25 protein-coding genes and 1 tRNA gene are annotated in these 25,569 nt (G+C 62.5%); 9 read left to right on the forward strand and 17 right to left on the reverse strand.

What is annotated here, in order from left to right:
- Nucleotides 1-75: 75 nt before the first annotated feature.
- Nucleotides 76-1,437, reverse strand: a complete 1,362-nt coding sequence (locus ACR3FF_RS01540; RefSeq protein WP_458185420.1) for a phosphohexomutase domain-containing protein — start codon at nucleotides 1,435-1,437, stop codon at nucleotides 76-78.
- A 91-nt stretch (nucleotides 1,438-1,528) separates the two neighbouring features.
- Here ACR3FF_RS01540 and ACR3FF_RS01545 point away from each other — a divergent pair, with 91 nt between their 5' ends.
- Nucleotides 1,529-1,660: a hypothetical protein gene (locus tag ACR3FF_RS01545; RefSeq protein WP_458185421.1), complete on the forward strand. Its 132-nt coding sequence runs from the start codon at nucleotides 1,529-1,531 to the stop codon at nucleotides 1,658-1,660.
- A 12-nt stretch (nucleotides 1,661-1,672) separates the two neighbouring features.
- On the opposite strand, the gene ACR3FF_RS01550 is transcribed toward ACR3FF_RS01545, so the two are convergent.
- On the reverse strand, nucleotides 1,673-2,146 hold the full coding sequence (locus ACR3FF_RS01550; protein ID WP_458185422.1) for a DUF5793 family protein: 474 nt from the start codon (nucleotides 2,144-2,146) through the stop codon (nucleotides 1,673-1,675).
- Between the two features lie 247 nt (nucleotides 2,147-2,393).
- Here ACR3FF_RS01550 and ACR3FF_RS01555 point away from each other — a divergent pair, with 247 nt between their 5' ends.
- From ACR3FF_RS01555 to ACR3FF_RS01590, 8 genes are all read left to right on the forward strand, one after another.
- Complete coding sequence (locus ACR3FF_RS01555) at nucleotides 2,394-4,028, forward strand: type II/IV secretion system ATPase subunit (RefSeq protein ID WP_458185424.1); 1,635 nt, start codon at nucleotides 2,394-2,396, stop codon at nucleotides 4,026-4,028.
- Nucleotides 4,028-4,675, forward strand: coding sequence for a hypothetical protein (locus ACR3FF_RS01560; RefSeq protein ID WP_458185426.1), 648 nt, complete (start codon nucleotides 4,028-4,030; stop codon nucleotides 4,673-4,675). Before ACR3FF_RS01555 ends, ACR3FF_RS01560 begins: the two co-directional genes overlap by 1 nt.
- 202 nt (nucleotides 4,676-4,877) lie before the next feature.
- Nucleotides 4,878-5,768: a type II secretion system F family protein gene (locus ACR3FF_RS01565; protein ID WP_458185428.1), complete on the forward strand. Its 891-nt coding sequence runs from the start codon at nucleotides 4,878-4,880 to the stop codon at nucleotides 5,766-5,768.
- Nucleotides 5,769-5,780: 12 nt separating this feature from the next.
- On the forward strand, nucleotides 5,781-6,110 hold the full coding sequence (locus ACR3FF_RS01570) for a hypothetical protein (RefSeq protein ID WP_458185429.1): 330 nt from the start codon (nucleotides 5,781-5,783) through the stop codon (nucleotides 6,108-6,110).
- A 48-nt stretch (nucleotides 6,111-6,158) separates the two neighbouring features.
- Complete coding sequence (locus tag ACR3FF_RS01575) at nucleotides 6,159-6,800, forward strand: class I SAM-dependent methyltransferase (RefSeq protein WP_458185431.1); 642 nt, start codon at nucleotides 6,159-6,161, stop codon at nucleotides 6,798-6,800.
- Nucleotides 6,801-6,869: 69 nt separating this feature from the next.
- Nucleotides 6,870-6,940, forward strand: a tRNA-Gly gene (locus tag ACR3FF_RS01580).
- A 123-nt stretch (nucleotides 6,941-7,063) separates the two neighbouring features.
- Entirely contained in the window at nucleotides 7,064-7,516 is a 453-nt protein-coding gene (locus ACR3FF_RS01585) for a hypothetical protein (protein WP_458185432.1), read from the forward strand.
- 88 nt (nucleotides 7,517-7,604) lie between these two features.
- A complete protein-coding gene (locus ACR3FF_RS01590; RefSeq protein ID WP_458185434.1) occupies nucleotides 7,605-8,201 on the forward strand; it encodes a class I SAM-dependent methyltransferase in 597 nt (198 codons plus the stop codon).
- Between the two features lie 109 nt (nucleotides 8,202-8,310).
- On the opposite strand, the gene acs is transcribed toward ACR3FF_RS01590, so the two are convergent.
- The 15 genes from acs to ACR3FF_RS01665 form a co-directional block, all read right to left on the reverse strand.
- Nucleotides 8,311-10,284: an acetate--CoA ligase gene (gene acs / locus ACR3FF_RS01595; RefSeq protein WP_458185435.1), complete on the reverse strand. Its 1,974-nt coding sequence runs from the start codon at nucleotides 10,282-10,284 to the stop codon at nucleotides 8,311-8,313.
- 146 nt (nucleotides 10,285-10,430) lie between these two features.
- Nucleotides 10,431-12,131: an acyl-CoA mutase large subunit family protein gene (locus ACR3FF_RS01600; protein ID WP_458185437.1), complete on the reverse strand. Its 1,701-nt coding sequence runs from the start codon at nucleotides 12,129-12,131 to the stop codon at nucleotides 10,431-10,433.
- A 218-nt stretch (nucleotides 12,132-12,349) separates the two neighbouring features.
- Nucleotides 12,350-13,171 carry a CBS pair associated ParBc domain-containing protein gene (locus ACR3FF_RS01605; RefSeq protein ID WP_458185626.1) on the reverse strand — a complete coding sequence of 274 codons (822 nt, stop codon included), beginning with the start codon at nucleotides 13,169-13,171 and terminating at the stop codon, nucleotides 12,350-12,352.
- 144 nt (nucleotides 13,172-13,315) lie between these two features.
- Nucleotides 13,316-14,800 carry a DHH family phosphoesterase gene (locus tag ACR3FF_RS01610; protein ID WP_458185439.1) on the reverse strand — a complete coding sequence of 495 codons (1,485 nt, stop codon included), beginning with the start codon at nucleotides 14,798-14,800 and terminating at the stop codon, nucleotides 13,316-13,318.
- A gap of 237 nt (nucleotides 14,801-15,037) precedes the next feature.
- A complete protein-coding gene (locus ACR3FF_RS01615; RefSeq protein WP_458185441.1) occupies nucleotides 15,038-16,525 on the reverse strand; it encodes an NADH-quinone oxidoreductase subunit N in 1,488 nt (495 codons plus the stop codon).
- Entirely contained in the window at nucleotides 16,525-18,063 is a 1,539-nt protein-coding gene (locus ACR3FF_RS01620) for a complex I subunit 4 family protein (protein ID WP_458185443.1), read from the reverse strand. The genes ACR3FF_RS01615 and ACR3FF_RS01620 overlap by 1 nt, the downstream gene beginning before the upstream one ends.
- Nucleotides 18,064-20,094 carry an NADH-quinone oxidoreductase subunit L gene (nuoL, locus tag ACR3FF_RS01625; protein ID WP_458185445.1) on the reverse strand — a complete coding sequence of 677 codons (2,031 nt, stop codon included), beginning with the start codon at nucleotides 20,092-20,094 and terminating at the stop codon, nucleotides 18,064-18,066.
- 1 nt (nucleotide 20,095) lies between these two features.
- Nucleotides 20,096-20,404, reverse strand: coding sequence for an NADH-quinone oxidoreductase subunit NuoK (gene nuoK, locus ACR3FF_RS01630; protein WP_458185446.1), 309 nt, complete (start codon nucleotides 20,402-20,404; stop codon nucleotides 20,096-20,098).
- On the reverse strand, nucleotides 20,404-20,802 hold the full coding sequence (locus ACR3FF_RS01635) for a proton-conducting membrane transporter (protein ID WP_458185448.1): 399 nt from the start codon (nucleotides 20,800-20,802) through the stop codon (nucleotides 20,404-20,406). Before ACR3FF_RS01635 ends, nuoK begins: the two co-directional genes overlap by 1 nt.
- Nucleotides 20,799-21,065 carry an NADH-quinone oxidoreductase subunit J gene (locus ACR3FF_RS01640; RefSeq protein ID WP_266076144.1) on the reverse strand — a complete coding sequence of 89 codons (267 nt, stop codon included), beginning with the start codon at nucleotides 21,063-21,065 and terminating at the stop codon, nucleotides 20,799-20,801. Before ACR3FF_RS01640 ends, ACR3FF_RS01635 begins: the two co-directional genes overlap by 4 nt.
- A gap of 56 nt (nucleotides 21,066-21,121) precedes the next feature.
- Nucleotides 21,122-21,583: a NuoI/complex I 23 kDa subunit family protein gene (locus ACR3FF_RS01645; protein ID WP_458185449.1), complete on the reverse strand. Its 462-nt coding sequence runs from the start codon at nucleotides 21,581-21,583 to the stop codon at nucleotides 21,122-21,124.
- Nucleotides 21,580-22,674, reverse strand: coding sequence for a complex I subunit 1/NuoH family protein (locus tag ACR3FF_RS01650; protein WP_458185451.1), 1,095 nt, complete (start codon nucleotides 22,672-22,674; stop codon nucleotides 21,580-21,582). The genes ACR3FF_RS01645 and ACR3FF_RS01650 overlap by 4 nt, the downstream gene beginning before the upstream one ends.
- Nucleotides 22,671-24,329, reverse strand: coding sequence for an NADH-quinone oxidoreductase subunit D (locus tag ACR3FF_RS01655; protein WP_458185453.1), 1,659 nt, complete (start codon nucleotides 24,327-24,329; stop codon nucleotides 22,671-22,673). Before ACR3FF_RS01655 ends, ACR3FF_RS01650 begins: the two co-directional genes overlap by 4 nt.
- A complete protein-coding gene (locus ACR3FF_RS01660; protein ID WP_458185455.1) occupies nucleotides 24,326-25,027 on the reverse strand; it encodes an NADH-quinone oxidoreductase subunit B in 702 nt (233 codons plus the stop codon). The genes ACR3FF_RS01655 and ACR3FF_RS01660 overlap by 4 nt, the downstream gene beginning before the upstream one ends.
- On the reverse strand, nucleotides 25,024-25,431 hold the full coding sequence (locus ACR3FF_RS01665; RefSeq protein ID WP_458185457.1) for an NADH-quinone oxidoreductase subunit A: 408 nt from the start codon (nucleotides 25,429-25,431) through the stop codon (nucleotides 25,024-25,026). Before ACR3FF_RS01665 ends, ACR3FF_RS01660 begins: the two co-directional genes overlap by 4 nt.
- Nucleotides 25,432-25,569 lie beyond the last annotated feature (138 nt).

The raw sequence follows: 25,569 nt of genomic DNA on the forward strand, positions 1-25,569 counted from the left end.
ACCCTGATTGTTCCTCATAAACGCTCCGCTTCACTGTTTTGACGGCGGAAAAACGGGATTCCCGTCGAAAACGGATTACTGTATCGGGTTTGACACCGCCTCCTCGACGACGGCTTCGGTTTCGGCGACCAGCGTGTCGACGTCCTCGCTTTCTGCGTAGATTCTGAGGTACGGTTCGGTGCCACTCGGTCGGACGAGAATCCACGAACCGTCCGGCAGTTCGGCCCGCACGCCGTACTCGGTTCGGACCGTCGCGTCGGGGAACCGTGACGGAATGGTCTTCTCTAACCGCGCCATCGCCCCCGTCTTTACGGCGTCTGGACACTCGACGCTTACTTTCCGATACGGGCGCTCGGTCACCTCGCTCCGTAGCGACTCGACGCCCCCGACGTCTGCCACGAGTCGAGCGAGCACCGCCGCGCTGACGACGCCGTCTATCCAGCCTCCGAACTGGGTGTGAACGTGTTTCCACGGTTCGGCGGCGAAGACGACGTCGGTATCCTCGTCACCGACTTCGAGCGCCGAGGCGATTCCCTCGTGGAGCGCACCGAGTCGCACGCGTTCGACGCGACCACCCGCCCCGCGAACGCGCTCGTCGATTCGTGCCGAGGCGTTCGGCGTCGTCACGACGACAGGGTCCGAACTGTCGCTCTCGCGGACGTAGTGTTCTGCGAGAATGGCGACGACGGTATCCTCGTGGACGATCTCTCCCGCTCCGTTGATGAGCACGAGTCGGTCTGCGTCACCGTCGTGTGCCAACCCGAAGGCGAAATCGTCCGAGGCGACAAAGGAAGTCAGGTCCGTCAACGTGTCCGGCGTCGGCTTGCTCGGTCGACCGGGGAAGTGCCCGTCGACGTTCGCGTTCAGCGTGACCACGTTCCCGCCGAGTGCGCGGAGCACCTGCGGCGTGGCGAGACTCCCCATCCCGTTTCCACAGTCCACGGCGATACGAAGTCCATCCAGCGGTGCGCCGTGTTCGCGGGTGTACTCGACGACGGCGTCCCGGTAATCGTCTAACACGTCCTCTCTGGTACTCGTTCCCCACTCGTTCCACGGACGCGGTGGTGAGTCGTCGGCGACGCGTGATTCTACCGCACGCTCGGCGGTGCGGTCGTACTCCTCGCCGTCTTCGAACAGTTTGATGCCATTGTCGGTCGGCGGGTTGTGACTCGCGGTGAGCATTGCGCCACGACGTCCGCGCGACGCGAACGCCAATGCAGGTGTCGGAAGCATCCCGACGCGGCGTACGTCTGCACCGGCACTCTCCAGTCCGGCCTCCATCGCGGCGGCGAGCGCTGTTCCAGTTTCGCGCCCGTCACGGGCGACCACGAACTCGTCACCCGGTCGCCCCGCGGCGCGTCCGACCGCGACGGCGAGTTCGGGAGTCACACGCTCGACGACGTTCCCGCGAATACCCGCTGTTCCGAACAGGTCCATACGCGTTCGTTTGCTCGTGGATACTTAGATTCACTCGGTTCTCGGCTGGTTTCCCAGCAAAAATAAACGGCTCTTCGGCGTAGTGACTGACATGAAACTGCCAAAACTGACGACGCCAAGCGGTGTGTTCGACTACCTCATCGGCCTCATTGTCGTCCTCGCGGCGCTCGCGGGACTGTACATCGTCGCAGTCAGCGCTGGCGTCATCAATCCGTGGTTCTGAGCGCAAAAGAGATTACAGTTCGACGCCGCTCGGGATGAGACTGTGCTGGCGGAGGAGATTTCCGTCGCGGTTGTAGATGAGGAAGGTCGCTTTCTCGTACGACACCACGTGGTCGCCGTTGATGGCGATGTCGACGTGGTAGCGTCCATCCGTATCGTCGGTCTCGTTTCCGTACGCGCGGGCGGCTTTGATGAATCTGAGTACGTTCCTCGCTTTCTCGTTGAGTTCCAGGATGAAATCACCGGTCGTGCGGTTCGTCACGCCCACCACACCCGTCGCTTCGGGGTCGTCGATACTCGCCTGGAGTCGGAAGGTCACGTCCGTTTCGTCGGCGTCCAGGAGTTCTCCGTCGAGTCCGGTGAGGCGTTCGCGAAGTGTCGAAGACGGTCCCTCGAAATCGATGATTACCGTCGGCTTACGGGGAGTTCCGTCCGCTTCGACCCAGTCGATATTTTCGACCTCTAGTGTGAAATAGTCGCGCCTCATTCCGTATCTGCGCCTACGTTCTCACGTCTCATGAACGTAACGCCACAGGATTATGCGTACGAAACCGTAATCGTCATCGCCGAACGACGTCGTGCGGTACCTCGAGACAGTTCACTCTGGTGAAACTATCCAGCCATTGATTTAAGTAGCCGTACTCCAATGAGCGAGACGACAGAACCTATCACGCACGTGGAGAGGAGTACGTACGCGCCCTCCCGGAAATCCGTTCCTGACCGACACACCATACATGTCGAGTTTAGAGCTAGACGAACTGACTGTCCACGTCCGAGAGTTTCGGCGAACGATTCGCCGTACCGCCGAGTTACTTCACGGGTCGACGCTCTCGGTCGACGACGACGACCCCACCGCACACGGGCCGCTCATCACGTTCACCGGCGTGCCGGAATATCGGGAGGTCGAACGCTACTGGGTGAACGCTCCGTTCGCCTTCGTCACCATCTACTACGACCCGGACGCGAACGAACACCTGTACTACGTGGTCCAACCGGAGTTGGACGAGTTCGAAACCGACCTGCTGGACCGTCTCTTTTCCGACCTGCGGGAGTCGCTCATCTACCGCCGGGAGATAGACGACAACACTGCAGAGACCGTTCTCCGCGACGAACTGCGCGAACTACTGGAAGTGTACGGCGTCGAAGTGGACGCGACCACCTTCTACCGGCTCTTTTACTACCTCTTCCGGTCGTTTCGTGGGTTCGGTAAACTCGACCCGCTCATGCACGACCCGCACATCGAGGACATCTCCTGTGACGGCTACGACCTGCCCATCTTCGTCTATCACGACGAGTACAACGACATCGAGACGACCGTCGTCTACGCCGAACAGGAACTCGACAGCCTCGTCGTCCGCCTCGCACAGCAGTCCGGCCAGCACGTCAGCGTCGGCGAACCAGTCGTCGAGGCGACCCTGCCGGACGGCAGTCGTGCGGAGCTCGCACTCGGGAAAGAAGTCACGCCGCGCGGGTCGGCGTTCACGATTCGGAAGTACGCCGACGAGCCGTTCACGCCGGTCGACCTCGTGAACTACGGCACCTTCAGCCTAGACCAGATGGCCTACCTCTGGCTCGCTATCGAGAACAACAAATCGCTCATCTTCGCGGGCGGAACGGCCTCGGGCAAGACCACCTCGATGAACGCGATTTCGATGTTCATCCCGCCGCGTTCGAAAGTGCTCACCATCGAGGACACCCGAGAGCTAACGCTCTATCACGACAACTGGCTCTCGTCGGTAATCCGTGACCGACTGGACGAGGGGGCGGACATCACGATGTACGACCTGCTTCGCTCCGCACTGCGCCACCGACCGGAGTACCTCGCCGTAGGCGAGGTGCGCGGGCAGGAAGCGATGACGTTGTTTCAGGCGATGAACACGGGCCACACCACCTACTCTACGATGCACGCCGACAGCGTCCAGACGGTCATCAACCGACTCGAAAACGAACCCATCAACGTGCTGCGGGCGATGATACAGTCCCTCGACATCCTCTCCATCCAGACGCTCACCTACGTCGGCGAAGAGCGCGTGCGCCGAAACCGAACGCTCGCCGAGATAACCGGTATCGACCAGCGAACCGGGGACCTGGATTACACGACTGCGTTCAAGTGGGACGCAGCGACCGACACCGTCCGCAAGCGCGACAGCGACGTACTGGACGATATTCAGGACAATCACGGCTGGTCGCGGTCGGAGCTACTGACGGAACTGCGAAATCGAAACCTCGTCCTCCAGTATCTCCGCGAGAACGACGTGACGGACTATCGCCGGTTCACTGCGATGGTCAACGAGTACTACGCCGACCCCGAGCGCGTCGTCGCGAAAGTCGAGCGAAACACCGAAACCGAGGTCTCGGAGTTCGACTGATGGGATTCGTCAACTTCGTCCCGCTCGTCTTCGCGCTCCTGTTGCTCACACCAGTCGCGCTGTCGCCCGTCAGCAGGACGGCGTACCGAATCGTCACGCGGGTCGCGTTGCAGGTGTTCGGCACCGCGGTTCAGACGGACGGCCGCCGTCGGTCGAAACGAAGCCAACTTCTTCGTGCGGCCCACGTCGGGGAGACGTACCGACCGTACGCCTCGAAGACGTGGGTGTACGCCACGCTGGCGGCGGTGTCGGGGAGCATCCTCGGAGTCTATCTCATCAGTCTCGTGTTGACCGTCCTCTCGGTGTCGCCCGAAACGGTCCGTGAGACGCTTCCGGCACGGTTCGAGTTCCTATCGAACGTCATTTCGGTGCCGAGTCTCTCCGCCGGTGAACTGTTCGTTCTCCTGCTTTTCAACAGCGCGACGGTCGGTCTCCTCGGTGGCGTGACGACGTACTGGTATCGCTGGGAGAGGCTATCCTACCAGGGCAACGTCCGTGCCCGGCGAATCGACGCGAGTCTCGCACGAACCGTCGCGTTCATCTACGCCCTCTCGCGGAGCGGGATTGCGTTCCCGAAATCATGCGGACGCTGGCGCGCAACCGCGACGTGTACGGCGAATCCGCGGAAGAGGTCGCAGTCGGCGTGAAGGCGATGGACCTGTTCGGTCTCGACATGCTGACGGGCATCCGCCAGATGTCGCGCCAGTCGCCAAGCGATAAGTTCGAGGAGTTCGGTGAGAACCTCGCGAGCGTGCTCCAGAGCGGCCAGAGCCTCCCGTCGTACTCCACGACCAGTACGAACGCTATCAGCAGGACGCGAAAGCGGAACAGGAGGCGTTTCTCGAACAGTTGGCGACGCTCGCCAAAGGGTACGTCACGCTGTTCGTCGTCGGACCGCTTCTTTTCATCACCATCCTCCTCGTCATCGGGTTGATGGGCGTCGCGGACACGCTGTCGTTTCTCTCCCTGATGGCGTATCTCTTGATTCCGCTCAGAAACGTCGGGTTCGTCGTCTACCTCGACAGCATCACGGAGTCGCTCCGAATCAGCCGTGGCGGGACCGGGACGGTAGAGGAGAGTCTCCCCGACGTTCGGAAGGCGACCGACCCCAGCGCGGGACGTGCCGTGAGCGACGGCGGGACGACGGCGAACGCCGAACGTCTCGAGACGTTCGACCGTGTTCGGTGGTTCAGATACGCGTTCACCGACCCGTTCCGCGCGATACGCGAGAACCCGGTCACGCTCCTGTACGTGACGATACCGCTCGCGTTGCTCTCCGTCGCGTTCCGTCTCGCCCCGGAGATTACGGCAGGAACCCTCACGGTCGCGGGGGCTGACGACGTGGTGATACAGGCGACGCTCTTCGTCCTGAGCACGTTCGCCGTCGTGCAAGAACTCCGGTGGCGGCGACTCGCGGCGATAGAGGCCGCCGTTCCGGACTTTCTCGACCGCCTCGCTAGCGTCAACGAGGCGGGAATGACGGTCGTCGAGAGTTTCGGCCGCGTCGCCAACAGCGACCTCGGCGTGTTGGACACGGAACTCCAGCGCACGTGGCGGGACATCGAGTGGGGAACCGACGCGGCGACTGCACTCCGCCGGTTCGAAGACCGGGTCGGCACGCCGACCATCACGCGGGTCGTGACGCTCGTGACAAACGCGATGCACGCCAGCGGCGACATCGGGCGCGTCCTCCGTATCGCGGCGGACGAGGCACAGACGACTCGGCGACTGAAACGCTAGCGCCGACAGGAGATGGCGACCTACCTCGTCATCATCTACCTCTCGTTTCTCGTCTTCCTCGTCATCATCGGCTCGCTGAATAGCATCCTCATCCCCGCACTGGAAAGCGTGTCCGCCGCGGAGGCGACTGGTAGCGGGCCGACCGGCATCGCCGGTGTCGGCGACATCGCGGCCGTCGATATCGACGCGTACACTCTCGTCTTCTTCCACACCGCACTCGTGCAGGCGGTCTTCTCCGGGTTCGTCGCGGGGAAGATGGGCGAGGGGAGCGTGAAAGACGGCGCGAAACACGCGACCGTCCTGTTCACCATCGCTTACGTCGTCTTCCTCCTGCTCCCGTAGTCGTCTGCTTCCCGGAGGACATTTGGCGCAGGGCGCGAGAGTTCGGATATGGACCCGACCAGCCGCGACGTACGGGCGACGTACGACCGCATCGCGGCCCACTTCGCCCAGACTCGGGAGTACGCGTGGCCCGAAGTCGAGTCGTTTCTCGACGGGCGAACCGTCGACACAGCCCTCGACCTCGGTTGTGGCAACGGACGGCACGCCGAACTGCTCAGCGCGAACGCACGACGCGTCGTCGGCGCGGACGTGAGCGCGGGACTGCTCGCGGAGGCCCGCGAACGCGCACGCGAACGCGCGTTCGACGTCGAGCTCGTCCAGTGCGACGCGGCCCGTCTCCCCCTCGCCGACGATTCCGTCGACCTCGCGGTGTACGTCGCGACGCTCCACCACCTCCCCTCTCGCGAGGCTCGCGTCGGGAGTCTGGAGGAGTTGGCACGGGTGCTCGGTTCGGCGGGCGTCGCGCTGGTGAGCGCGTGGAGTACGGCCCACGACCGATTCGACCGCGAGGAGGGATTCGACACGACGGTCGATTGGACGCTCCCCGGCGGCGAGACGGTTCCGCGATTCTACCACATCTACTCGCCCGACGAGTTCCGAGACGACCTGGCCGACAGCGCGTTGCGCTCGGAGGACGTCTCGATTTCGAGCGGCAACTGCTACGCGGTTGTTCGCGGGCGAAAACAGTAACACCCTTAAGCCGGGCGGCACAATTCGGGAGTACGCTCGAACACACGTCCGCGTGAGCGAGCGACACGAGCACCGGTGGTCTAGTGGCAGGACCTGAGCCTTCCAAGCTCATGGCACGGGTTCAAATCCCGTCCGGTGCATTCTCCGACCGTAACCGAAGAGCGACGGACGAGGCGTTCTTCGTTCTGGACCGTCGTGACGAAAACCCAGACCCCGCGAGCGGGGCTCAACCGTTTTATCCGACCGCTCCCCTAGTCGACTCGATGGATTCCGACACCATCTCGCCGGTTCACTTCGTCACCGCCCAACTCGCGGTCGTCGTCGCGGTAATCCACCTCTCGCTGGGCGTGCTCAACTGGACGCGGTGGCTGATGGCCGGGTTTTTGCTTCCCCGCGACCTCCGGTGGCCGCTGTTCGTCGTCTCGGGAGCGGCGATAGTTCTCGGACTGTTTCTCGCCGCGGCAGGCACGTCCCGTCGACCGCTGTACGCCGGCGGAATCGTTCTCATGGCCGCGTACGTCGTCGGCTACTTCGGCTGGCACGTCGGCGGGCATCGACCGCTGTTCTTTTTCGGCGCGGGAACGCGACACTCCGGCCCCATCGTCCCGTTTCTGCTCGACCATCTCTTCGCTGGTCCGGTGGAATTTCTCGCCATCGTCTCGGAGGTCGCGCTGCTCGTGCTGTTGGTCTACCTGTTCGTGACGGACTCTGGATGAGGTCTATCGGCGGTCGGCGGCGTAACCGAGTCCCCCGTTCTGCGACAGTGACACATAAGGGATAGTGTCACATCGTCTCTCGTGAGAGATGACGGACCCCGGAACGATATCGACCTACCAGTCGGTCGCCGACGAGTATCGGGAGCGCCACGCCGACCGCTCGGCCATCGCGGAGTTGGTCGAGCGATTCCTCGCCGCCGTCGAAGATGCCGTGGACGACGAGCGCGCCCGAATCGTCGACGTCGGCTGTGGCCCCGGCTGGGAGTCGGCCACGTTCTCCGCTCGCGGACACGACGTGGTGGGTATCGACCTCACGCCGAACTTCCTCCACGCGGCACGCGACCACGCCGCCAGCGCTTCGTTCGCCAGGATGGATATGCGCCAGGTCGGGCTGGAGTCGGACTCTTTCGACGGACTGTGGGCCTGTGCGTCTTTCCTCCACGTCCCCCGGACCGACGCCCCCGCCACCCTTTCGGAGTTCAGGCGAGTGCTCCGTCCCGGCGGCGTCGTCCACCTCTCGGTCAAACGCGGCGACGGCGAGCGGGAGGGAAGAAGCTACGACGAGGACGACCGCCGATTCACGCTCTACCAGCCAGACGACCTGCGTTCGATGGCCGAAGACGCTGGCTTCGAAATCGAGTCGCTACACGCCGACGAGTGGGTACAACTGCTCGCACGCGCCTGAGTCGAAAAAGACCGGGAAAAACGAAGCGGTGACGTTCCGTTCTCGTGGGTGAAGCGAGAGCGAGAGTGTCGAGTCGGTACGACCGCGAAAAACGTGTGCGTGAATCGCGTCAGTCGCCCTGGACCTTCCGCTGGATGTCCTCGACGACGTCGGGGTTCCGGAGCGTCGACGTGTCCCCGAGTTCGTCTTCGTTGGCGATGTCTTCGAGCAAGCGCCGCATTATCTTCCCCGAGCGCGTCTTGGGGAGTTCGGGCGTGAAGATGACCTGTTCGGGACGGGCAATCGGACCGATAGCGTCCTCGACGCCCGCCTCGATTCGTTCGCGCATCTCATCGTCGCCTTCGTGGCCCTCCTCCGTGATAACGTACGCGTACACTGCCTCACCTTTCACGTCGTGGAGACCACCGACGACGGCGGCCTCCGCGACACCCTTCACGCCGACGATGGCGCTCTCTATCTCCATCGTCCCGAGGCGGTGGCCGGAGACGTTGAGCACGTCGTCCACACGTCCGAGGACGGTGATGTACCCGTCCTCGTCGAGTTTCGCACCGTCCTCGGGGAAGTACACCCACTCGTCCGCCTCGGGGTCGGAGTACTCGGCCCAGTACTCGCTGATGTAGCGGTCGTCGTTCTTGTAGACCGTACGGAGCATGCCAGGCCACGGTTTCTGGACGGTGAGGTAGCCCGCACGTCCAGCGCCCACTTCCTCGCCTTTCGTGTCCACGACCTTGGCGTCGATGCCGGGGAGGGGCGGCCCCGCACTGCCAGGTTTCATCGTCCCGATGCCGGGAAGCGTCGTCACCATCATCCCGCCGGTTTCGGTCTGCCACCAGGTGTCCACGATGGGACACGACTCGTCGCCGATGTGCTTGTAATACCACTTCCACGCTCGCGGGTTGATGGGTTCGCCCACGGTACCCAGCAGGCGGAGACTGGAGAGATCGTGGCGGTCCGGATACTCCGTTCCCCACTTCATGAACGCCCGGATGGCGGTCGGCGCGGTGTAGAAGATGTCCACCTCGTACTCGGAGACGAGTTCCCAGAGGCGGTCTTTCTCGGGGTAGTCCGGCGTCCCCTCGTACATCAGGCTGGTCGTCCCGAGCGCGAGCGGTCCGTAGACGATGTACGAGTGGCCCGTAATCCAGCCGATGTCGGCGGAACACCAGTAGGTGTCGTCCGGTTCGATGTCGAGTACTGCCTGCGAGGTCCACGCCGCGTACGAGAGGTAGCCCGCCGTGGTGTGTTTGACGCCCTTCGGTTGTCCCGTCGTGCCGGAGGTGTACATCAAAAAGAGCATGTCCTCGGCGTCGCGGGAGACCGGTTCGACTTCCGCCCCTTCCTGGTCCGCGACGAGGTCGCCGTAGTCGTGTTCCCTGTCGGCCATCGGGTGGTCGTACTCCTCGCCCAGTCGGTCGACCACGACGACGGCTTCGACGTCGTGGTCGACCTGTGAGAGACCCTCGTCGGCTTTCTCCTTGTGGTGGAGCGGGTCACCCCGGCGGTAGTAGCCGTCACAGGTGATGAGGTACTCGGAGGCCGCACTCTCCATCCGGGTCGCCAGCGCGTCCGCCGAGAAGCCGGCGAAGACGACGCTGTGGGGTGCGCCGATTCGCGCACAGGCGAGCATGGCGATGGGCAGTTCCGGCACCATCGGCATGTACATCGTCACGACGTCGTTCTCCCCGACGCCCAACTCGCGGAGCGCCGCCGCGAACTCGTTTACTTCCCGGTGGAGCTCCTCGTAGGTGTAGGTTCGCGTCTCGCCGAGTTCGCCCACCCACTCGATTGCGGCTTCGTCACCTCGTTCGTCCAGGTGACGGTCGAGGCAGTTGTACGAGGCGTTGAGCGACCCGCCCGTGAACCACTCGTAGAATGGCGCGTCGCTGTCGTCTAGTACGGTGTCGTACTCCTCGTCCCAGTCGAGCAGGTCGGCGGCCCGCTCCCAGCACTCCGGCCAGTTTTCTTCGAACTCCTCGTAGATTCCTTCGTCCGAGACGTTCGCCTGCTCGACGAACGATTCCGGTGGCTCGAACGATTCTGCCTCTTCGAGCCGAGCTTCGAGTTCCACGGTATCGTCTGGCATGTATCCGTGCTAGCGTGCTTTAAGGAGAAGCATAAAGATTTGCCACGACGGGAGATATATCGGGGAAAAAGACGGTGTAGGACGGACCGACCGGTGTCTCTCTCGCGACGGGTGTGCGAGCGAACGAGAAAGTAGCAGCCGCTCGGTCAGGCCAGTCCGATCGTCTCCTGATACGAGCCGTGTTCGGCCTCGAACACTTTCATTATCTCTCCCATCGTCGCGTAGGCTTTCACCGCGTCCACGATCGCCGGCATGACGTTCTCGTCCTCGTCGATGGCCGTCTGGAGGTCGGCGAGAGCAGCTTCGACCGCCTCGTCGTCGCGTTCTTCTTTGACCTCGGCGAGTCGCGCGAGCTGTCGGTTCTGGGTCTCCTCGTCGACCTTCAGAATCTCGGGACGGGTGTCTTCCTCGATTTCGTACTTGTTGACGCCGACGACGATTTCCTCTTCGTCTTCGACGCGCTCCTGGTACTCGTAGGAAGCGTCCTGAATCTCGCGGTGGAAGTACCCGCGTTCGATACCTTCGAGGACGCCGTCTCGCACCGAGCCGTCGCCCATCTCCTTGATTTCCTCGATGTACGCCATCGTCTTCTCTTCGACCTCCTCGGTCAGCGATTCGACGGCGAAACTCCCGCCGAGCGGGTCGATGATGTCCGCCGCACCGCTCTCGTCGGCGATAATCTGCTGGGTACGCAGGGCGACGCGAACCGCCTCCTCGCTGGGCAGCGCGAGCGCCTCGTCGAAACTGTTCGTGTGCAGGCTCTGGGTACCGCCCAGGACGCCAGCGAGCGCCTGAATCGTCACGCGGACGATGTTGTTGAGCGGTTGCTGGGCTGTGAGCGACTGACCCGCGGTCTGCGTGTGGAACTTCAACTGCTTCGACCGGGGGTCTTCGGCGCCGTACCACTCGTCCATCACGGTCGAGTAGATGCGTCGTGCGGCGCGGAACTTGGCGACCTCCTCGAACAGCGAGTTGTGCGAATTGAAGAAGAAAGAGAGCTGTGGTGCGAAATCGTCGACGTCGAGTCCGCGGTCCATCGCGTCCTCGACGTAGGCGAAGCCGTCCGCGAGTGTGAACGCGAGTTCCTGGACCGCCGTCGAACCTGCCTCTCGGATGTGGTAGCCCGAGATGGAGATGGGTTTGATGTTCGGCGTCTCCTCGATGGCGAACTCCACCGTGTCCGTGACGACGTCGAGCGACGGCTCCGGCGGGACGACCCATTCCTTCTGCGCGATGAACTCCTTCAGCATGTCGTTCTGGAAGGTGCCGCGAAGCTTCTCACGCGGCACACCGCGATTGTCCGCGAGCGCGACGTACATGGCGAAGATGACCGGCGCGCTCGGATTGATGGTGAAACTGGTCGAGACCTCGTCCAGGTCGATGCCCTCGAAGAGTATCTCCATGTCGCGCAGGGTGTCGACCGCAACACCCTCCTTGCCGACCTCCCCATCCGAGAGGGGGTCGTCAGAATCCTTGCCCATCAGACTCGGCATGTCGAAGGCGGTCGAGAGACCGGTCTGCCCGTTCTCGATGAGGTAGTGGAATCGGTCGTTCGTCTCCTCTGCGGTGCCGAATCCGGCGAACTGGCGCATCGTCCACGTCCGACCGCGATACATCGTCGGGTAGACGCCACGGGTGTAGGGGGCTTGGCCGGGGAAGCCGAGGTCGTCCTCGTAATCGATGTCGGCCACGTCCGTCGGGTCGTACAGATCGTCGACTTCCAGATTCGAGACGGTCGCGAACCGGTCCTTTCGTTCGCCGAACCGCTCCAGCACGGGCGAGAGGGTGTCGTCTTCCCACTCCTCTCGGGCCTGCTGGATCTCCTGCAGGTCGTCCTCGTCGTACATGTCCGTAATTTCTGCCGGGCAATCCATTAAGGATTCGGTGAGCGATTTTCGAGAGCGGTCTCGAAAACGTTTTTCAGACCCGCCATCACGAGAGATTTGCTCGACAGCGTGGGTTCTGTGACCGACGACTCCAAACTCCACACCCGTACGGGGACAGTGAGACGGTTCTCGTGGAGTGGATGCGGCCATAGAAGGGTTCCGCGCTCGCCTCGCTATCGTTACTGCAGTCGCTTCGTCGTCTCGACCAGCGGGTGGCGGGCGTAATCGACCACCTGGATGTCGTCGATGGTCTCCAGGTTTTCCTTGCGCGCCGTCTCCGCCATGCCGAGTTCGACGCGATGGTCGGTGACGATGACGTAGGCGTCCATCTTCTCGATGTCGAGTCGGTCGGCTGCTTTCGCTCGGTGGTGCCCATCTGCCAGCAGGAGGGTGTGGCCGTTCTCGATGACGACGAGGGGTTCGGCCAGTCCTCGCTCCATCTCGTACACCCGGCCTTCCAGTTCGTCGGCGTACACTTTCCCCTGCGTCGGTACGAGGTTGGCGAGCGAAACCTTGCGGCGCTCCTGAGAGACCTCGGTGTCGTGGATGGACTCTAACGTGCGCATCAGTTTGCCCACCTTCTCTGGAGTGACGCGCTCTATCTGGCTGCGGATGACGTCGGTGTTGCTGATGATGCCGACGAGGTTGCCCGCGTCGTCCACCACCGGGAGTTTCTGGATGCCAGACCGAAGGATGACGCGCGCTGCGTCGTTGACGTCCATGTCGGGGTGTGCGACGATGAGTTCCTGGCTCATCACCTTGAAGATGGGTTCCTGGTCGTTCGCGAGCAGGAGGTCGCGCGCGCTCACGAATCCCTCGACGCGCCGTCCGTCGCACACCGGAAATCCGTTGTGTCCGTCGCTTTCGGCGATTCGGCGGGCGACGTCCTCTACGGTTGCGTCCGGAGAGACGGTCGCTACCTCGCGAGTCATGTAGTCGTTGACCGTCGCTTTGATACCCTCTCTCCCACCGTCGGAGATGGTACGTACGGCTGGCGACATGCGGTGACCGTCTTCCTCCTCGGCCTCGTCCATGCAGAGTAACCATGCGCTACCGGACAAAAAACTTCCCGACCGCGTCGCTCCTGGTGAATCCTCGCGTTCTCCGAATCACCGGAGTACGAACCTGCTTTCGTTCTCCGCTGGTTACTCCTCGCCCTCTGCGAGTTTGATGTCGAACGAGGCGATTCGCTCTCGACTCGAACCGTACTCGTCCCCACCCGGATGAGAGCGAACGGTCTCGAAGAAGCGGTCGGTGATTATCTCGCCGACGATGGTCGATAGCGACGCTTCCTCCTCGTCTTCGACCTCGCCGAGCAATCCGAGAGGAATCTGAGCCCCCGCCATGTCGGCGTGTCCACCCGCACTGCCGATCTGCCCGAACGCGGTCCGCATGGTCTCCCCGAGGTCCACGTCGGTCCCGCGAGCACGGGCCGACACGTAGACAGTGCCGTCCATGAACCCGAAGACGAGCGTGACGTTGACCCCATCCATGTTGAGCAGACGGTCCGCCGCCTGCGCGAGCGCGTCGCGATCGGAGAGCGACCCGACGCAACTTGCCAGCACCGACCCGTCGAGTTCGCGGTTTCGAATCGCACGGGCGATGATGTCGAACGTATCTCGGCTGACGGACGGACTCTCGACGCGTTCCAGGATGCCGGTGTCGGCGTAGGGGAGCAAGAACGCCGCCGCCTCGAAGTCGGCTTGGGCCACCTCCCGACAGAAGTTCTTCGTATCGACGCGGATGCCGTAGAGCAAGCCGGTTGCGACTTGCTCGTCGGGGGCGACGCCGAGATGCTCCAGGTGGTCGGCGAGCAGGGAACTCGTCGCACCCACTCCGCTGCGGAGGTCGACGAAATCGGCATCGACCGGGAGATTCGGCGGGTGGTGGTCGATGATGACGTTCACGTGCGTCTCTTCGGGCAACTGGTCGTTGACGCCGGGACTGGAGTGGTCGACGAGTGCGATGCCCGCGAACTCCGAGATGTCCTCGTCCCGGTCGAGATTGCGCAGGTCTAAATCCAGCAGATTGACGAACGCTCGATTCTCCTGGTGGGAGATAGCCCCGTAGTAGCACGTCTCGGCCTCGGTACCGACGGCCTCCGCAATTCCCGCCAGTGCAGTCGCGCTGGCGATGGCGTCTGGGTCGGGGTTGTCGTGCATGAAGATACCGAGTTTCCCGTCGACGTCGCGGAGCGTGCGCTGTAGTTCGTGGGTCCGGAACGCTGCGTCCTGGTCGGTCATCGACAGTAGCCGTTCGACGATAGCCACACCGGGGTCGATGAGCCGGTCGGCGAGGTCGGCCAACTCCTCGCGTATCGCCTCTGGTGGGTTCTCGCCGGTGTACGCGACGAGATACGCGCTCGGCCGTGCCGACCTGAGCGCTCGTGCCGCTCCCAGGTTCTGTTCGGGGTCGTCCCCGGCGACGAACGCCACGTCCACCGTGGAGTGGGAGGTGACGACCTCGACGTCCGTGGGGTCGCCACGCGTCGCCGAGACGCCCTCCGTGCGGAGCGTTTCCACTCGGCTCTCGTTTTCGTCCACGACGACGATGTTTCCGGGACGGTCAGCCACCGACTCGACGAGTGCATGCCCGACGGAACCACAGCCGAGCATGAGCCGCGAAACCATTCTACCACCGATTTCTGTCCAGAGACCTAAAACCTGTTGGGAACACACCAGCGAACCTGATTTTCTGGATATCGAGGAATGACAATCAGTGAACTGACACGACGAAACCGGGAGCGACTCAGAGTCGGAACGATGGCCGTGGTCCTGCTGTCGATGGAAACGCGATTGCAAACCTCGAATTACGAGCAGTGAACTGCAAGAACTGAACTGCAAAACTGAACGGCGAATAGTTCGCGTTCAGGCGAAGAGCGTCGCAGCGGCGTTGATGGCGGTGTCGGCCACCGGGCCGAACGCCGGCAGCAAGATGACCGTCGCGACGGCAGCGGCGAGCACTGCGACGTAGAGGCCGGTCGGCGTGCTCCTGATGTTGAACTCGCCTTCCGGTTCTTCTATCCACATCGCCTTGACGACACGGCTGTAGTAGAACAGCGACAGCGCACTGTTCACGGCACCGACGGCGGCGAGCCACCAGAAGCCGGCACCGACCGCGCCCGCGAAGAGGACGTACTTGCTGAAGAAGCCCGCGAACGGCGGGAGTCCAGCGAGACTGAACATGAACACCGTCATGGCGACACAGGCCATCGGCGCTTTCGTCGCGAGGCCGTTGTAGTCCTCGAACGTCCGGCCGACGTCCCAGTACTCGGCCAGCGCGATGAACAGGAACGCGCCCGTGTTCATGAAGCCGTAGACGAGCAGGTGCATCATCGCACCGCCCATGACCCAGTTGTCGTTGCCGCCGGAGAGGGCGGCCAGTCCGATGAGCGCGTAGCCCGCGTGTCCGATAGAGGAGTACGCGAGCATGCGCTTGACTTTGTCCTGGGTCGCGGCGGCGAAGTTCCCGAGCGTCATCGTGACGACGGCGAGAATCTGGAACGCCAGCACCCAGTCGACCGCGGCCGCCACGTCAGCGATGGGGAACGCGGTGACAAACACGCGGAACGCGACGGCGAACCCGGCGGCCTTCGAGGCCGACGAGAGGAACGCCGAGATGGGCGCGGGTGCACCTTCGTACGCTTCCGGTGCCCAGAAGTGGAACGGAACGCTCGCGGTCTTGAACGCGAAACCACCGAGCACCATCAGCACGCCGATACCGAGGATTCCGGCGAGGTTGTCCCCGCCGAGGTTGGACGCGATGAGGTCCAGGCGCAGGTGACCGGTGACGCCGTAGACGAGGCTGATACCGTAGGCGAAGATGGCCGACGAGAGCGCACCGATGAGGAAGTACTTGAGCCCTGCCTCCACGCTCCCGCGGTTTTTCTTCAGCATGGCGACCAGCGCATACGAGGGCAGACTGGCCAGTTCGAGGCTGACGAAGACCGTCGCCAGACTGTTCGAACTCGCCATCAGCGTCATGCCCGTCGCCGCGAGGACGACCATCGAGTAGAACTCGGCCTGATACGGCTGACCTTTCATGTAGTCGTAGCTTGCGACACAGACCAGCGCGGTGACGCTGGTGAAGATGAGCGCGAAGAACAGGCTCATCGTATCCACGATCAGTGCGCCGTTGTACAGTTCGATGGGTTCCTCGCCCGTCCCGGCGAAGAGGAACCACATAGCGAGTCCCCCGGCGACGACTGCGCCGAAGGTCGCGATGCCCGCGAGAAGCGGGCGGTTGCTCGTGTCGGGGTCGATACTATCCGCGACCAACAACAGGAGCGCCGTCAGTCCGAGGACGATGGCGGGAGCCATCGCGGACCACGTCGGCCACGTGAAGACTTGCGCCATCAGTGACCACCTCCCGTGATGAGGTCCATCTCACCCACGGCGTCCTGAATCATCCCGTAGAAGATGTCCGGCTGGACACCGAGCAGGATGACGAGCAGGATGAGTACTACGAGGGGTGCCACGTCGTGGAACGCGGCGCGGCCGACCTCGTAGTCCGTTTCGATGTCGAACGTGCCGAACAGGGTGCGCTGCATGGCAAAGAGCAGGTAGCCCGCGACGATGACGATACCGAACATCGCCGCCGCCGTGAACAGCGCGAGCGCGTGCCCACCGAGGACGGTCGACTGGAACGCGCCGACGAAGATGAAGAACTCCGCCGCGAACCCGGCCATCAGCGGCAGCCCCATGTAGCCGAACGCGCCCGCCACGAACACCGCGACCGTGATTGGCATCTTGTCGGCCAGTCCGGACATGTCCGAGACCATCCGAGTGTGGGTCGTGTTGTAGATGACGCCGACCGCCATGAACATCAGCCCCGAGATGAGGCCGTGTGCGACCATCTGGAACGTCGCGCCGCCGACGCCGTACATCGTGAACGCGACGAGGCCGAGGATGACGTACCCCATCGACGACACCGAGGAGTACGCGACGATGCGCTTTAAGTCGGACTGCGCCAGTGCGAGCATCGCACCGTAGATGACGCTCACGACCGCCACGATGGCGATGATGAGCGCGTAGTCTTTCGCTACGCCGGGAAGCATGGTGAAGTTGAACCGCAAGAGTGCGTACGTCCCCATCTTCAGCAGGACGCCCGCCAGCATGATGGAGACCGGCGTCGGTGCCTCCACGTGAGCGTCCGGCAACCACGTGTGGAACGGGACGATGGGCACCTTCACTCCGAATCCGACGAACATGGCGAAGAACGCGACGGTTTTCAGCGTGTTCGCGTCTACCGTTCCGACTCCGCCGAGTTGGCCGTCGTTCAACGCCTGCGCGATGGCGGGGAGGTCCCAGGTGTTCACCGAGTCGCCCAGTCCGAAGACGAGGGCGATGAAGCCGATGAACATCACGAGCGAGGCGATGTTCGTGTACACGAAGAACTTGATCGCCGCGTACTTGCGGCGTGGGCCGCCCCAGACGCCGATGAGGAAGTACATCGGGACCAGGACCATCTCCCAGAAGACGAACCAGACGAAGAAATCGAGCGCCGAGAAGACGCCGAGGAGGCTCATTTCCATGAACAACATCAGCCCGTAGAACTGGTTCTGGCGCGAGTCGACCGGCGTCCACGCCGCCAGTATCGCGAGGGGCGTGAGCACCGTCGTCAGCACCAGAAGCGGCATGCTGATGCCGTCCAGTCCGACGTGCCAGTTCAACGAGTACGGGCCGAGTGCGACCCATTCGAACGTCTCTTCGAAGGCGAGGGAACCGCCCAGCAGGGCGTTCCCACTCCCCTCGAAGGTACTGTACATCCAGAGGCTCCCGCCGAGCGGGAGCAGACTCAACACGAACGCCAGTTTTCCTGCGACCTTGGCGGGCGCGAGGAACACCACGAACGCGCTGAGGAGTGTGACCGCGATGAGTGCTTCGATCATCATCTAGAACCAACCTCCCGTGAAGCCGATGACGAGTAGCAAGACCACGAAACCGAGCACCAGCATGAGCGCGTAGTTCGTGACGATGCCGCTCTGAATCCGTTTCACGCGGCTGCCACCGAATAGGCTCACGCTGGAGACGCCGTTGACGACGCCGTCGACGACGCCCTGGTCGAACTTGTCCGCCGCACGCGCGAGCGGGAGCGTGACGCCGTTTGCGAGCCAGACCTGATACTCGTCCTGGTAGTAGTTGTTGAACAGGAGCGTCTTCACACCGCCCAGTTTGTCGGTGTGCTCGACGGGGTCGGGGACGTTGTAGAGCGTCCACGCGAGTCCCGCGCCCGCGAGTGCGAGCGCGAGCGACACCGCGCCGGGAATCAGTGGCGAGATGTGTCCTGGTTCACCGTAGGCGAACTGCTTGATGAGTTCCTCGTAGTGGTGTGCGCCGGTCGCCTCGACCGGGCCGTTGAGCCACCTGTGGAGGAACTCGATGTTCTCCATGTGCAGGAGTTCCGCGACCGGCGTCATGTTGACGAGACCGGCGACGGCGGCGAGGATACCGAGCACGACGAGCGGGAACTTGACGTTCCAGCCGACGCCGTGTGGATTCCGCGCCGTGTCGGTGCGGGGTTCGCCGTGGAAGGTCAAAAAGACCATCCGGAAGGTGTAGAATCCGGTGAAGAACACCGCGAGCAGACCCATCGCGTACGCCGCGAGCAGGATGGGATTCGCCATCCCGTGGATGAGTGCTTCGTAGAGCACCTCGTCTTTCGACCAGAACCCGGCAAACGGGATGATGCCCGCGAGCGCGAGCGACCCGGAGAGGAACGTCCAGTAGGTGACCGGCATCTTCTCCTTGAGACCGCCCATCTCCCACATGTTCTCGTTGTGGTGCATGGCGATGATGACCGACCCTGCGCCGAGGAACAGGAGCGCCTTGAAGAAGGCGTGGGTCATCAGGTGGAAGGTCGCCGCGACGTAGCCACCAGCACCCAGTCCGAGCATCATGTAGCCGTACTGGGAGATGGTGGAGTACGCGAGCACCTGTTTTATCTCGCGCTTGACGACACCCATCGTCGCCGCGAACAGCGCGGTGAAGCCGCCGATGAACGCGATGATGGCGAGCACCGTCGGCAGCAGGGCGTAGAACCCGTACATCCGTGCGACGAGGTACACACCTGCTGCGACCATCGTCGCCGCGTGGATGAGTGCGGAGACGGGCGTCGGACCTTCCATCGCGTCCGGCAGCCACGTGTGCAGCGGGAACTGCGCGGACTTGCCGACGACGCCGCCCAGCACGAGCAGACCGACGACGGAGAACCACGCCTGCGGTTCGAGGCCGAAGAACGTGGTCACGTCGCCAGCGCCGCCCTCGCCGAGCGCCTGTTCGGCCATGTGGACGAACGAGTGGTCGCCGGTGAACTGCGCGGTTCCGAACGTTGCGAACACCGCCACCACGCCGATGAGGAAGAAGTAGTCACCGAAGCGGGTGACGAGGAACGCCTTCTTCGCGGCGCTCGGCGGGCCGGGGTTGCGGAACCAGAACCCGATGAGCAGGTACGAACACAGGCCCACGAGTTCGAAGAACATGAACGCCATCAGCAGGTTGTCCGAGAAGACGAACGCGAGCATGCTGAAGGTGAACAGGCCGAGACCGGCGTAGTACCGCGGCAGGCCAGTCTCGCCCTCGTCGTTCATGTATCCGAGGCTGAAGACGTGGACGAGGAACGCGACCAGCGAGACGATGACGAGCATCATCGCCGACAGCGGGTCGAGGAAGATGCCGAAGTGCAGATTGAACGTGTCGAGACCTTCGACCCACACCAGGTTCTCGTGGTAGGGTTCGCCGCCAGCCACCGTGAGGAACACCCACAGCGAGAGGGCGAGCGACCCGCCCGTCGCGGCGATACCCGGCAGTGCGCCACCTTTCGGAAGCATCTTGCGGGCGAACTCGCCGCCGAACAGTGCGATCAGGAACGATACGAACGGCAGGAGCGCAATCAACGGAGCCAGTTCGAATGCTGTTGCCGCCATCTTACCACCTCATAGTCGTCGCTTGGGTTACGTCCACGTCCTTGAAGTTGCGATACAGCACGAGGATGATCCCGATACCCACTGCGACCTCTGCGGCGGCCAACGCCAGCGTGAACAGGCTGAACGTCTGGCCGGTCAGGTTGCCGTGATAGTGGGAGAACGCGACGAAGTTGATGTTCGCGGCGTTGAGCATCAACTCGACGCTGATGAGGAACATGAGCGCGTTCCGCCGGGTCAGAATACCGAACAGACCCGTACAGAACACGGCAGCCGAGAGCAGTAGGTAGTATTGGACTGGTATCGCTGCCATTACTCGTCGTCACCTCCCGCTTCCCGTCCGTCGTCGAACGAGGTACGACTTGCTCGGGAATCAGCCGATTCCCGACCGCCGTCCGTTCGGACCGACGTGCTGTCTCCCTCGCGGCGGGCGAGCATCACCGCACCCACCAGTGCCGCGACGAGGACGAGGTCGATTATCTCGAATACGACGAGGAACCCCTCGCTCTGGACGATGTTCTGTCCCTCGATGCCGAAGATGTTGAACATCGCGTAGCCGATACTTGCCGTGATGTTGGCTCCGTTCGGGAAGCCTGCCGCGTCTTGGAACGACGCGCCGAGAAACACCACTGCGAGGACGACGAACAACACGAGTGCGACGAAGCCGGGGAGCGCCTTCGACGCCTCTCGCATCTGTGGCCGCGAACTCATGCGTTGGTCACCTCCTCTGTACTTGTTTGACGTGTGAGCATGACGGCGAACGTTATGAGGATGAGAACCCCGCCGACGTAGACGAGGATCTGCATCGCCGCAACGAACTCCGCCTGTAACATGACGTAGTGGACTGCGAAGCTCAGCAGTGAAACGCCGAGCAACAGCGCAGCATGCCACACGTCCCGCACCAGGACAGCGCCCAGACTACTCGCTACCGTGACGGCGGCGAACAGCCCGAACGCGATCATTTCGTATGCCATTTCAGTCACCTAATGGTTTGCAGAAACGCCCTTTCAAGATTTCGAGACGGGCGTATCTACTGGTAGTCTACTGCTCCCTCGCCCTCGCCAATCCACGCGCCACGGTCTGGCTCACGGGACTGGAGTGGGTCGATATCTTTGTACCAGGGGACGTTCTTCAACTGTTCTTTGTTGTACACCAGGTCGTCTTTCGTGTCACCCGTGAACTCGAAGTTCTGGGTGAGCAGGATGGCGTCGACGGGACAGACCTCCTCGCACAGTCGGCAGTAGATGCACTGACCGACGTGGAGGTTGTACTGCTCGCCGTTGCGCTGGTCGTCCTGGACGATCTGAATGGTGTCGTTCGGACAGACGTTCTCGCACTGGCGACACCAGATACAGCGCTCCTGGCTGAACTTGTGGATGCCGCGGAAACGCGGGCTGACTTCGGGTGCTACGTCCGGGTACTCGACCGTAAACGTAGACCCGTCCAGTGCGTGTTTCATCGTCGTTGCCATTCCTTTGAGCAATCCGATCATAGCATCACCCCCACGATAACGGCCGTGAGAATCAAGTTCGCGAACGAAAGGACGAGCATGCCCTTCCAACCGATTTCGATGAGCTGGTCGATTCGAACGCGCGGAATCGCCGAGCGCGCCCACTGCGTGAACAGGAACACCGCCCAGATCTTGACGGTGAACCAGACGAAGCCGAGCGACCCTGCAGCGGGGCCGTCCGGACCACCGAGGAAGACGGTGGCGATGATAGCGCCGCCGAGGAAGATGTGCAGGAACTCACCGAGGTAAAACAGCACGAAGTACACGCTGGAGTACTCGGTCTGATACCCTGCGACGATTTCCGTCGGCGCTTCCGGAATGTCGAACGGATTCCGGCCGATTTCGGCGAGGTTCGCCGCGATGAACAACACAAACGCGAACGGGTTCACGAACGCGTACCACGCAGGAATCCCGAATCCAGCGATGGACACGAGCGTCTCCTGCTGTTGGGCGACGATCTGACTCGTCTGGAGCGAACCGGTGAAGATGACGACGGACGCCGCCGTCACGACGAGTGGAATCTCGTAGGCGATGTTCTGTGCCACCGCACGCAACGCTCCCAGAAGCGAGTACTTGTTGGCGGACGCGTAGCCGCCCATCGTCACGCCGAGAGTCGCGATGGACGCGACGGCGAACACGTACGCGAGCCCCGTCTCGGGGTCGGCGAGCTGGAGGTTGATGCCGAACAGCGAGCCCATCGGGATGACCGCGAAGCCGAGCAGTGCCGACCCCGCCATCACGATCGGGGCGAGGTCGAACGCGGGGCGGTCTGCGCCTTCCGGAATGATGAGCTCTTTCGACAGCAATCGAACCGCGTCTGCGACGATGATGAACAGTCCGAACGGCCCGACGCGGTTGACCGCGATGCGGTCGGTGAACGCCGCCGTTATCTTCCGCTTCGCCCACGGCCCGGCGAACGCCGTCATCGTCAGCATGATGGTCCCGACGATAGCCGCGGCGAGGAACGCCGACAGCAGTTCCTGCCAGGCGGCGGGGGAGTTGCCGAACAGCGCACGTGCAATCTCTTCGGGAAGGAGCACCGGACTCTCTCCCTGCAACGGAACGAAGCTCATCGGTCAACCTCCCCGAGAATCACGTCGAGACTACCGAGCGTGGCGACGAGGTCGGGGATGTACTCCCCTTCGGACATCTCTTGGAGCGCCGAGAGATTACAGAAACACGGACTGCGAATCTTGAACCGTCCCGGTTTGTCCGTTCCGTCCGAACGAATGTAGATGCCGAGTTCGCCTTTCGCACCTTCGACGGCCCGATAGGTTTCGGTGTCGGCATCAGGTTTGAGCGTCCGGGGGACGTTCGACTGAATCTCGCGTTCGTCTTCCGGCCAGTCTTCGAGCAGGTCGACACACTGGTGGATGATCTTCGCCGACTCCTCGACCTCACGCATCCGGACGAGGAGGCGTGCGTAGTTGTCGCCGCCGTCTTCGGTGACGACGTTCCAGTCGAGTTGGTCGTAGTAGCCGTAGGGGTCGTCGCGGCGCAGGTCGTAGTCGATGCCCGACCCGCGGGCGACCGGTCCCGTCACGCCATACTGTTTTGCGACCTCGGGGTCGAGAACACCGGTATCGATGGTACGAATCTGGAAGATTTCGTTGCTCGTGATGAGGTCGTGATACTCGTCGAGCGCTTCCGGCAACCCGTCGAGGAAGTCACGAATCTTCTCGAAGAACTCCTCGCGGGGTTCGGGGATGTCCCAGACGACGCCACCGAGGCGGAAGTAGTTGAACATCATGCGCTGGCCCGTGAGGTCCTCTAAGATGTTCTGGACGATCTCCCGGTCGCGCATGGCGTACATGAAGATGGCCGTGAAGTCGCCGTAGATGTCGAGACAGAACGTCCCGAGTGCCAGCATGTGCGAGGCGATACGACACAGTTCCGCGCCCATCGTCCGGATGATCTGTGCGTACTCCGGCACGTCCAGGTCGTTCAAATCCTCCGCGACGCGCGCGTACGCCCACTCGTTGAGCAGGCCCGCGGATGCGTAGTCCCAGCGGTCGGGATACGGCATTATCTGGTGGCGGTAGGTGCCGTTCTGGGCCATCTGCTCTTCACAGCGATGGAGGTAGCCGATGTCCGGTTCGACGTCGGCCACCTGTTCCCCGTCGAGGGTCGTCTTGAGGTGGAGCACCCCGTGTGTGGCGGGATGGTGTGGACCGATGTTGAGGAACATCGTGTCCGACTCGTCGTCGTGGTGGTCGTCCTGAATCGGATTCTTGTGCTCCTCGAACGAGACGATCTGTGGCCGGTCCTGGTCGTAGTTTCGAGACAGCGGGTGACCCTGCCACGTTTCGGGGAGGAGGATACGACGAAGGTCAGGGTGGTCTTCGTACTCGACGCCGACGAGGTCGTAGGCCTCGCGTTCGTGCCACTCCGCGGTGCGATAGACGGGTTCTGCCGTCTGACTCTTCGGCGCGCCGCGGGGCGTCGGCACGACGACGCTCGCTTCCTGTGTCGGGTCGGCGTACTTCTTCAGATGATAGATGCTCTCGTAGCGGTCTTCGTAGTCCTGTGCCGTGAGCATCGAGAGGTGGTCGAATCCGGCCTCGTCGCGCAGGATGGTGAGTGCCTCCTGAACTTCGTCCGGACGAATCACGAATCCCGGCGCGTTCAGGTGCTCCTCGCGTCCGATGAGGTGGTCGCCGAGCAGGTCGGCGAGTTCGTCGCCGTCGACGCCTGCGACGTCCGTGGGCAACTCTTCTTGCGAACTCATGGCGAATCAGCCCAGTTGTATCGCATGACGAGCGATTCCTCGTCGATCTCTTCGGCGAGCGAATCGACCAGTTCGTCCCGGTCCAGGTCGCCGAACTGTTCGAGTTCGTACGGCTTGACCGTCACCGGACTGCTCTCGCCGTTGGCGATGCGCTCTTGCAGTTTCACGACGCCGTAGACGAGCGCTTCGGGGCGCGGCGGGCATCCGGGGACGTGGATGTCCACCGGGATGACCTCTTCTGCGCCCTTGATGACGTTGTATCCCTCCTGGAATGGCCCACCACTGATAGAACACGACCCCATGTTCACGACGAACTTGGGTTCAGGCATCTGGTCGTAGACGCGCTTCATGCGCGGCGCGAACTTCGAGACGATGGTACCTGGAACGATCATCACGTCGGCCTGTCGCGGCGAGGCACGCGGCACACCGGAACCGAAGCGATCCAGGTCGTGTTTGACCGCGTACGTGTGCATCATCTCGATGCTGCAGCAGGCGATACCGAACTGCAGCATGAACATCGACGACCCGCGCACCCAGTTCATGAACTTGTCGAACTTCGTCAGGATGAACGGCGACGCGCCGAACGCCTCTCGAAGCTTCGAGTTGAAGCGACTATCGACGCCTTCCATCCGGGCCTGACGAGTTTTCGTCTGTGGGGCTGTGCTACCCTCGATGTACTCCCGTGGTTCGTTACTCATTGTTCAACTCTCCGTTGCGTTCCGCGGGGGCTACGAACCCACCGCACCGCACCGTTACGCCATGCCCATGCGAGGCCGACGACGAGAACGGCGATGAAAACCAACATCGGGACGAATATCGTCACCAGATCGACACCGTTGTCGATTGCGTTACGATAAATGACGGTCCATGGGAAGATCAGAACCGTCTCGATGTCGAAGACGACGAACAGCAGCGCAACCAGATAGTACTGGATGTTGAAACGAATGCGCGTCGTCCCGGTTGGAATTTCACCGCTCTCGTAGGTGGCGGATTTCCCTTGTTCTGGCACGGTCGGTCTGAGAAGGCTCGAAATCACCATCATACTCAACGGGATGACAAGCCCCACCAGCGCCAACGCGCCAATAGCTACCCATGGATTCATACCGGTATTCTCCTAGCAGGCGGTCTTTTGTGAGCGCACCCCTATAAGCGTTGATTCTTGCGATTCGGGGCGGTCTGGCCTGGTTGCGGCCGTCTCCCGGCAACTGACGCTTTCTCCTCCGTAACGCTACATTTCTCA

The sequence above is a fragment of the Haladaptatus ordinarius genome, from assembly GCF_054177595.1.

Bases quoted from the DNA above. Each gene is read 5' to 3' on its own strand.
- ACR3FF_RS01570 (WP_458185429.1), top strand. From the start codon at position 5,781: ATGGCGACCTACCTCGTCATCATCTACCTCTCGTTTCTCGTCTTCCTC.
- ACR3FF_RS01545 (WP_458185421.1), top strand. From the start codon at position 1,529: ATGAAACTGCCAAAACTGACGACGCCAAGCGGTGTGTTCGACTACCTC.
- ACR3FF_RS01660 (WP_458185455.1), bottom strand. From the start codon at position 25,027: ATGAGTAACGAACCACGGGAGTACATCGAGGGTAGCACAGCCCCACAG.
- ACR3FF_RS01615 (WP_458185441.1), bottom strand. From the start codon at position 16,525: ATGGCGCAAGTCTTCACGTGGCCGACGTGGTCCGCGATGGCTCCCGCC.
- ACR3FF_RS01585 (WP_458185432.1), top strand. From the start codon at position 7,064: ATGGATTCCGACACCATCTCGCCGGTTCACTTCGTCACCGCCCAACTC.
- acs (WP_458185435.1), bottom strand. From the start codon at position 10,284: ATGCCAGACGATACCGTGGAACTCGAAGCTCGGCTCGAAGAGGCAGAA.
- ACR3FF_RS01540 (WP_458185420.1), bottom strand. From the start codon at position 1,437: ATGGACCTGTTCGGAACAGCGGGTATTCGCGGGAACGTCGTCGAGCGT.
- ACR3FF_RS01600 (WP_458185437.1), bottom strand. From the start codon at position 12,131: ATGTACGACGAGGACGACCTGCAGGAGATCCAGCAGGCCCGAGAGGAG.
- ACR3FF_RS01550 (WP_458185422.1), bottom strand. From the start codon at position 2,146: ATGAGGCGCGACTATTTCACACTAGAGGTCGAAAATATCGACTGGGTC.
- ACR3FF_RS01560 (WP_458185426.1), top strand. From the start codon at position 4,028: ATGGGATTCGTCAACTTCGTCCCGCTCGTCTTCGCGCTCCTGTTGCTC.
- ACR3FF_RS01640 (WP_266076144.1), bottom strand. From the start codon at position 21,065: ATGGCATACGAAATGATCGCGTTCGGGCTGTTCGCCGCCGTCACGGTA.
- nuoL (WP_458185445.1), bottom strand. From the start codon at position 20,094: ATGGCGGCAACAGCATTCGAACTGGCTCCGTTGATTGCGCTCCTGCCG.
- nuoK (WP_458185446.1), bottom strand. From the start codon at position 20,404: ATGGCAGCGATACCAGTCCAATACTACCTACTGCTCTCGGCTGCCGTG.
- ACR3FF_RS01655 (WP_458185453.1), bottom strand. From the start codon at position 24,329: ATGAGTTCGCAAGAAGAGTTGCCCACGGACGTCGCAGGCGTCGACGGC.
- ACR3FF_RS01610 (WP_458185439.1), bottom strand. From the start codon at position 14,800: ATGGTTTCGCGGCTCATGCTCGGCTGTGGTTCCGTCGGGCATGCACTC.
- ACR3FF_RS01620 (WP_458185443.1), bottom strand. From the start codon at position 18,063: ATGATGATCGAAGCACTCATCGCGGTCACACTCCTCAGCGCGTTCGTG.
- ACR3FF_RS01645 (WP_458185449.1), bottom strand. From the start codon at position 21,583: ATGATCGGATTGCTCAAAGGAATGGCAACGACGATGAAACACGCACTG.
- ACR3FF_RS01665 (WP_458185457.1), bottom strand. From the start codon at position 25,431: ATGAATCCATGGGTAGCTATTGGCGCGTTGGCGCTGGTGGGGCTTGTC.
- ACR3FF_RS01635 (WP_458185448.1), bottom strand. From the start codon at position 20,802: ATGAGTTCGCGGCCACAGATGCGAGAGGCGTCGAAGGCGCTCCCCGGC.
- ACR3FF_RS01590 (WP_458185434.1), top strand. From the start codon at position 7,605: ATGACGGACCCCGGAACGATATCGACCTACCAGTCGGTCGCCGACGAG.
- ACR3FF_RS01605 (WP_458185626.1), bottom strand. From the start codon at position 13,171: ATGTCGCCAGCCGTACGTACCATCTCCGACGGTGGGAGAGAGGGTATC.
- ACR3FF_RS01575 (WP_458185431.1), top strand. From the start codon at position 6,159: ATGGACCCGACCAGCCGCGACGTACGGGCGACGTACGACCGCATCGCG.
- ACR3FF_RS01650 (WP_458185451.1), bottom strand. From the start codon at position 22,674: ATGAGCTTCGTTCCGTTGCAGGGAGAGAGTCCGGTGCTCCTTCCCGAA.
- ACR3FF_RS01555 (WP_458185424.1), top strand. From the start codon at position 2,394: ATGTCGAGTTTAGAGCTAGACGAACTGACTGTCCACGTCCGAGAGTTT.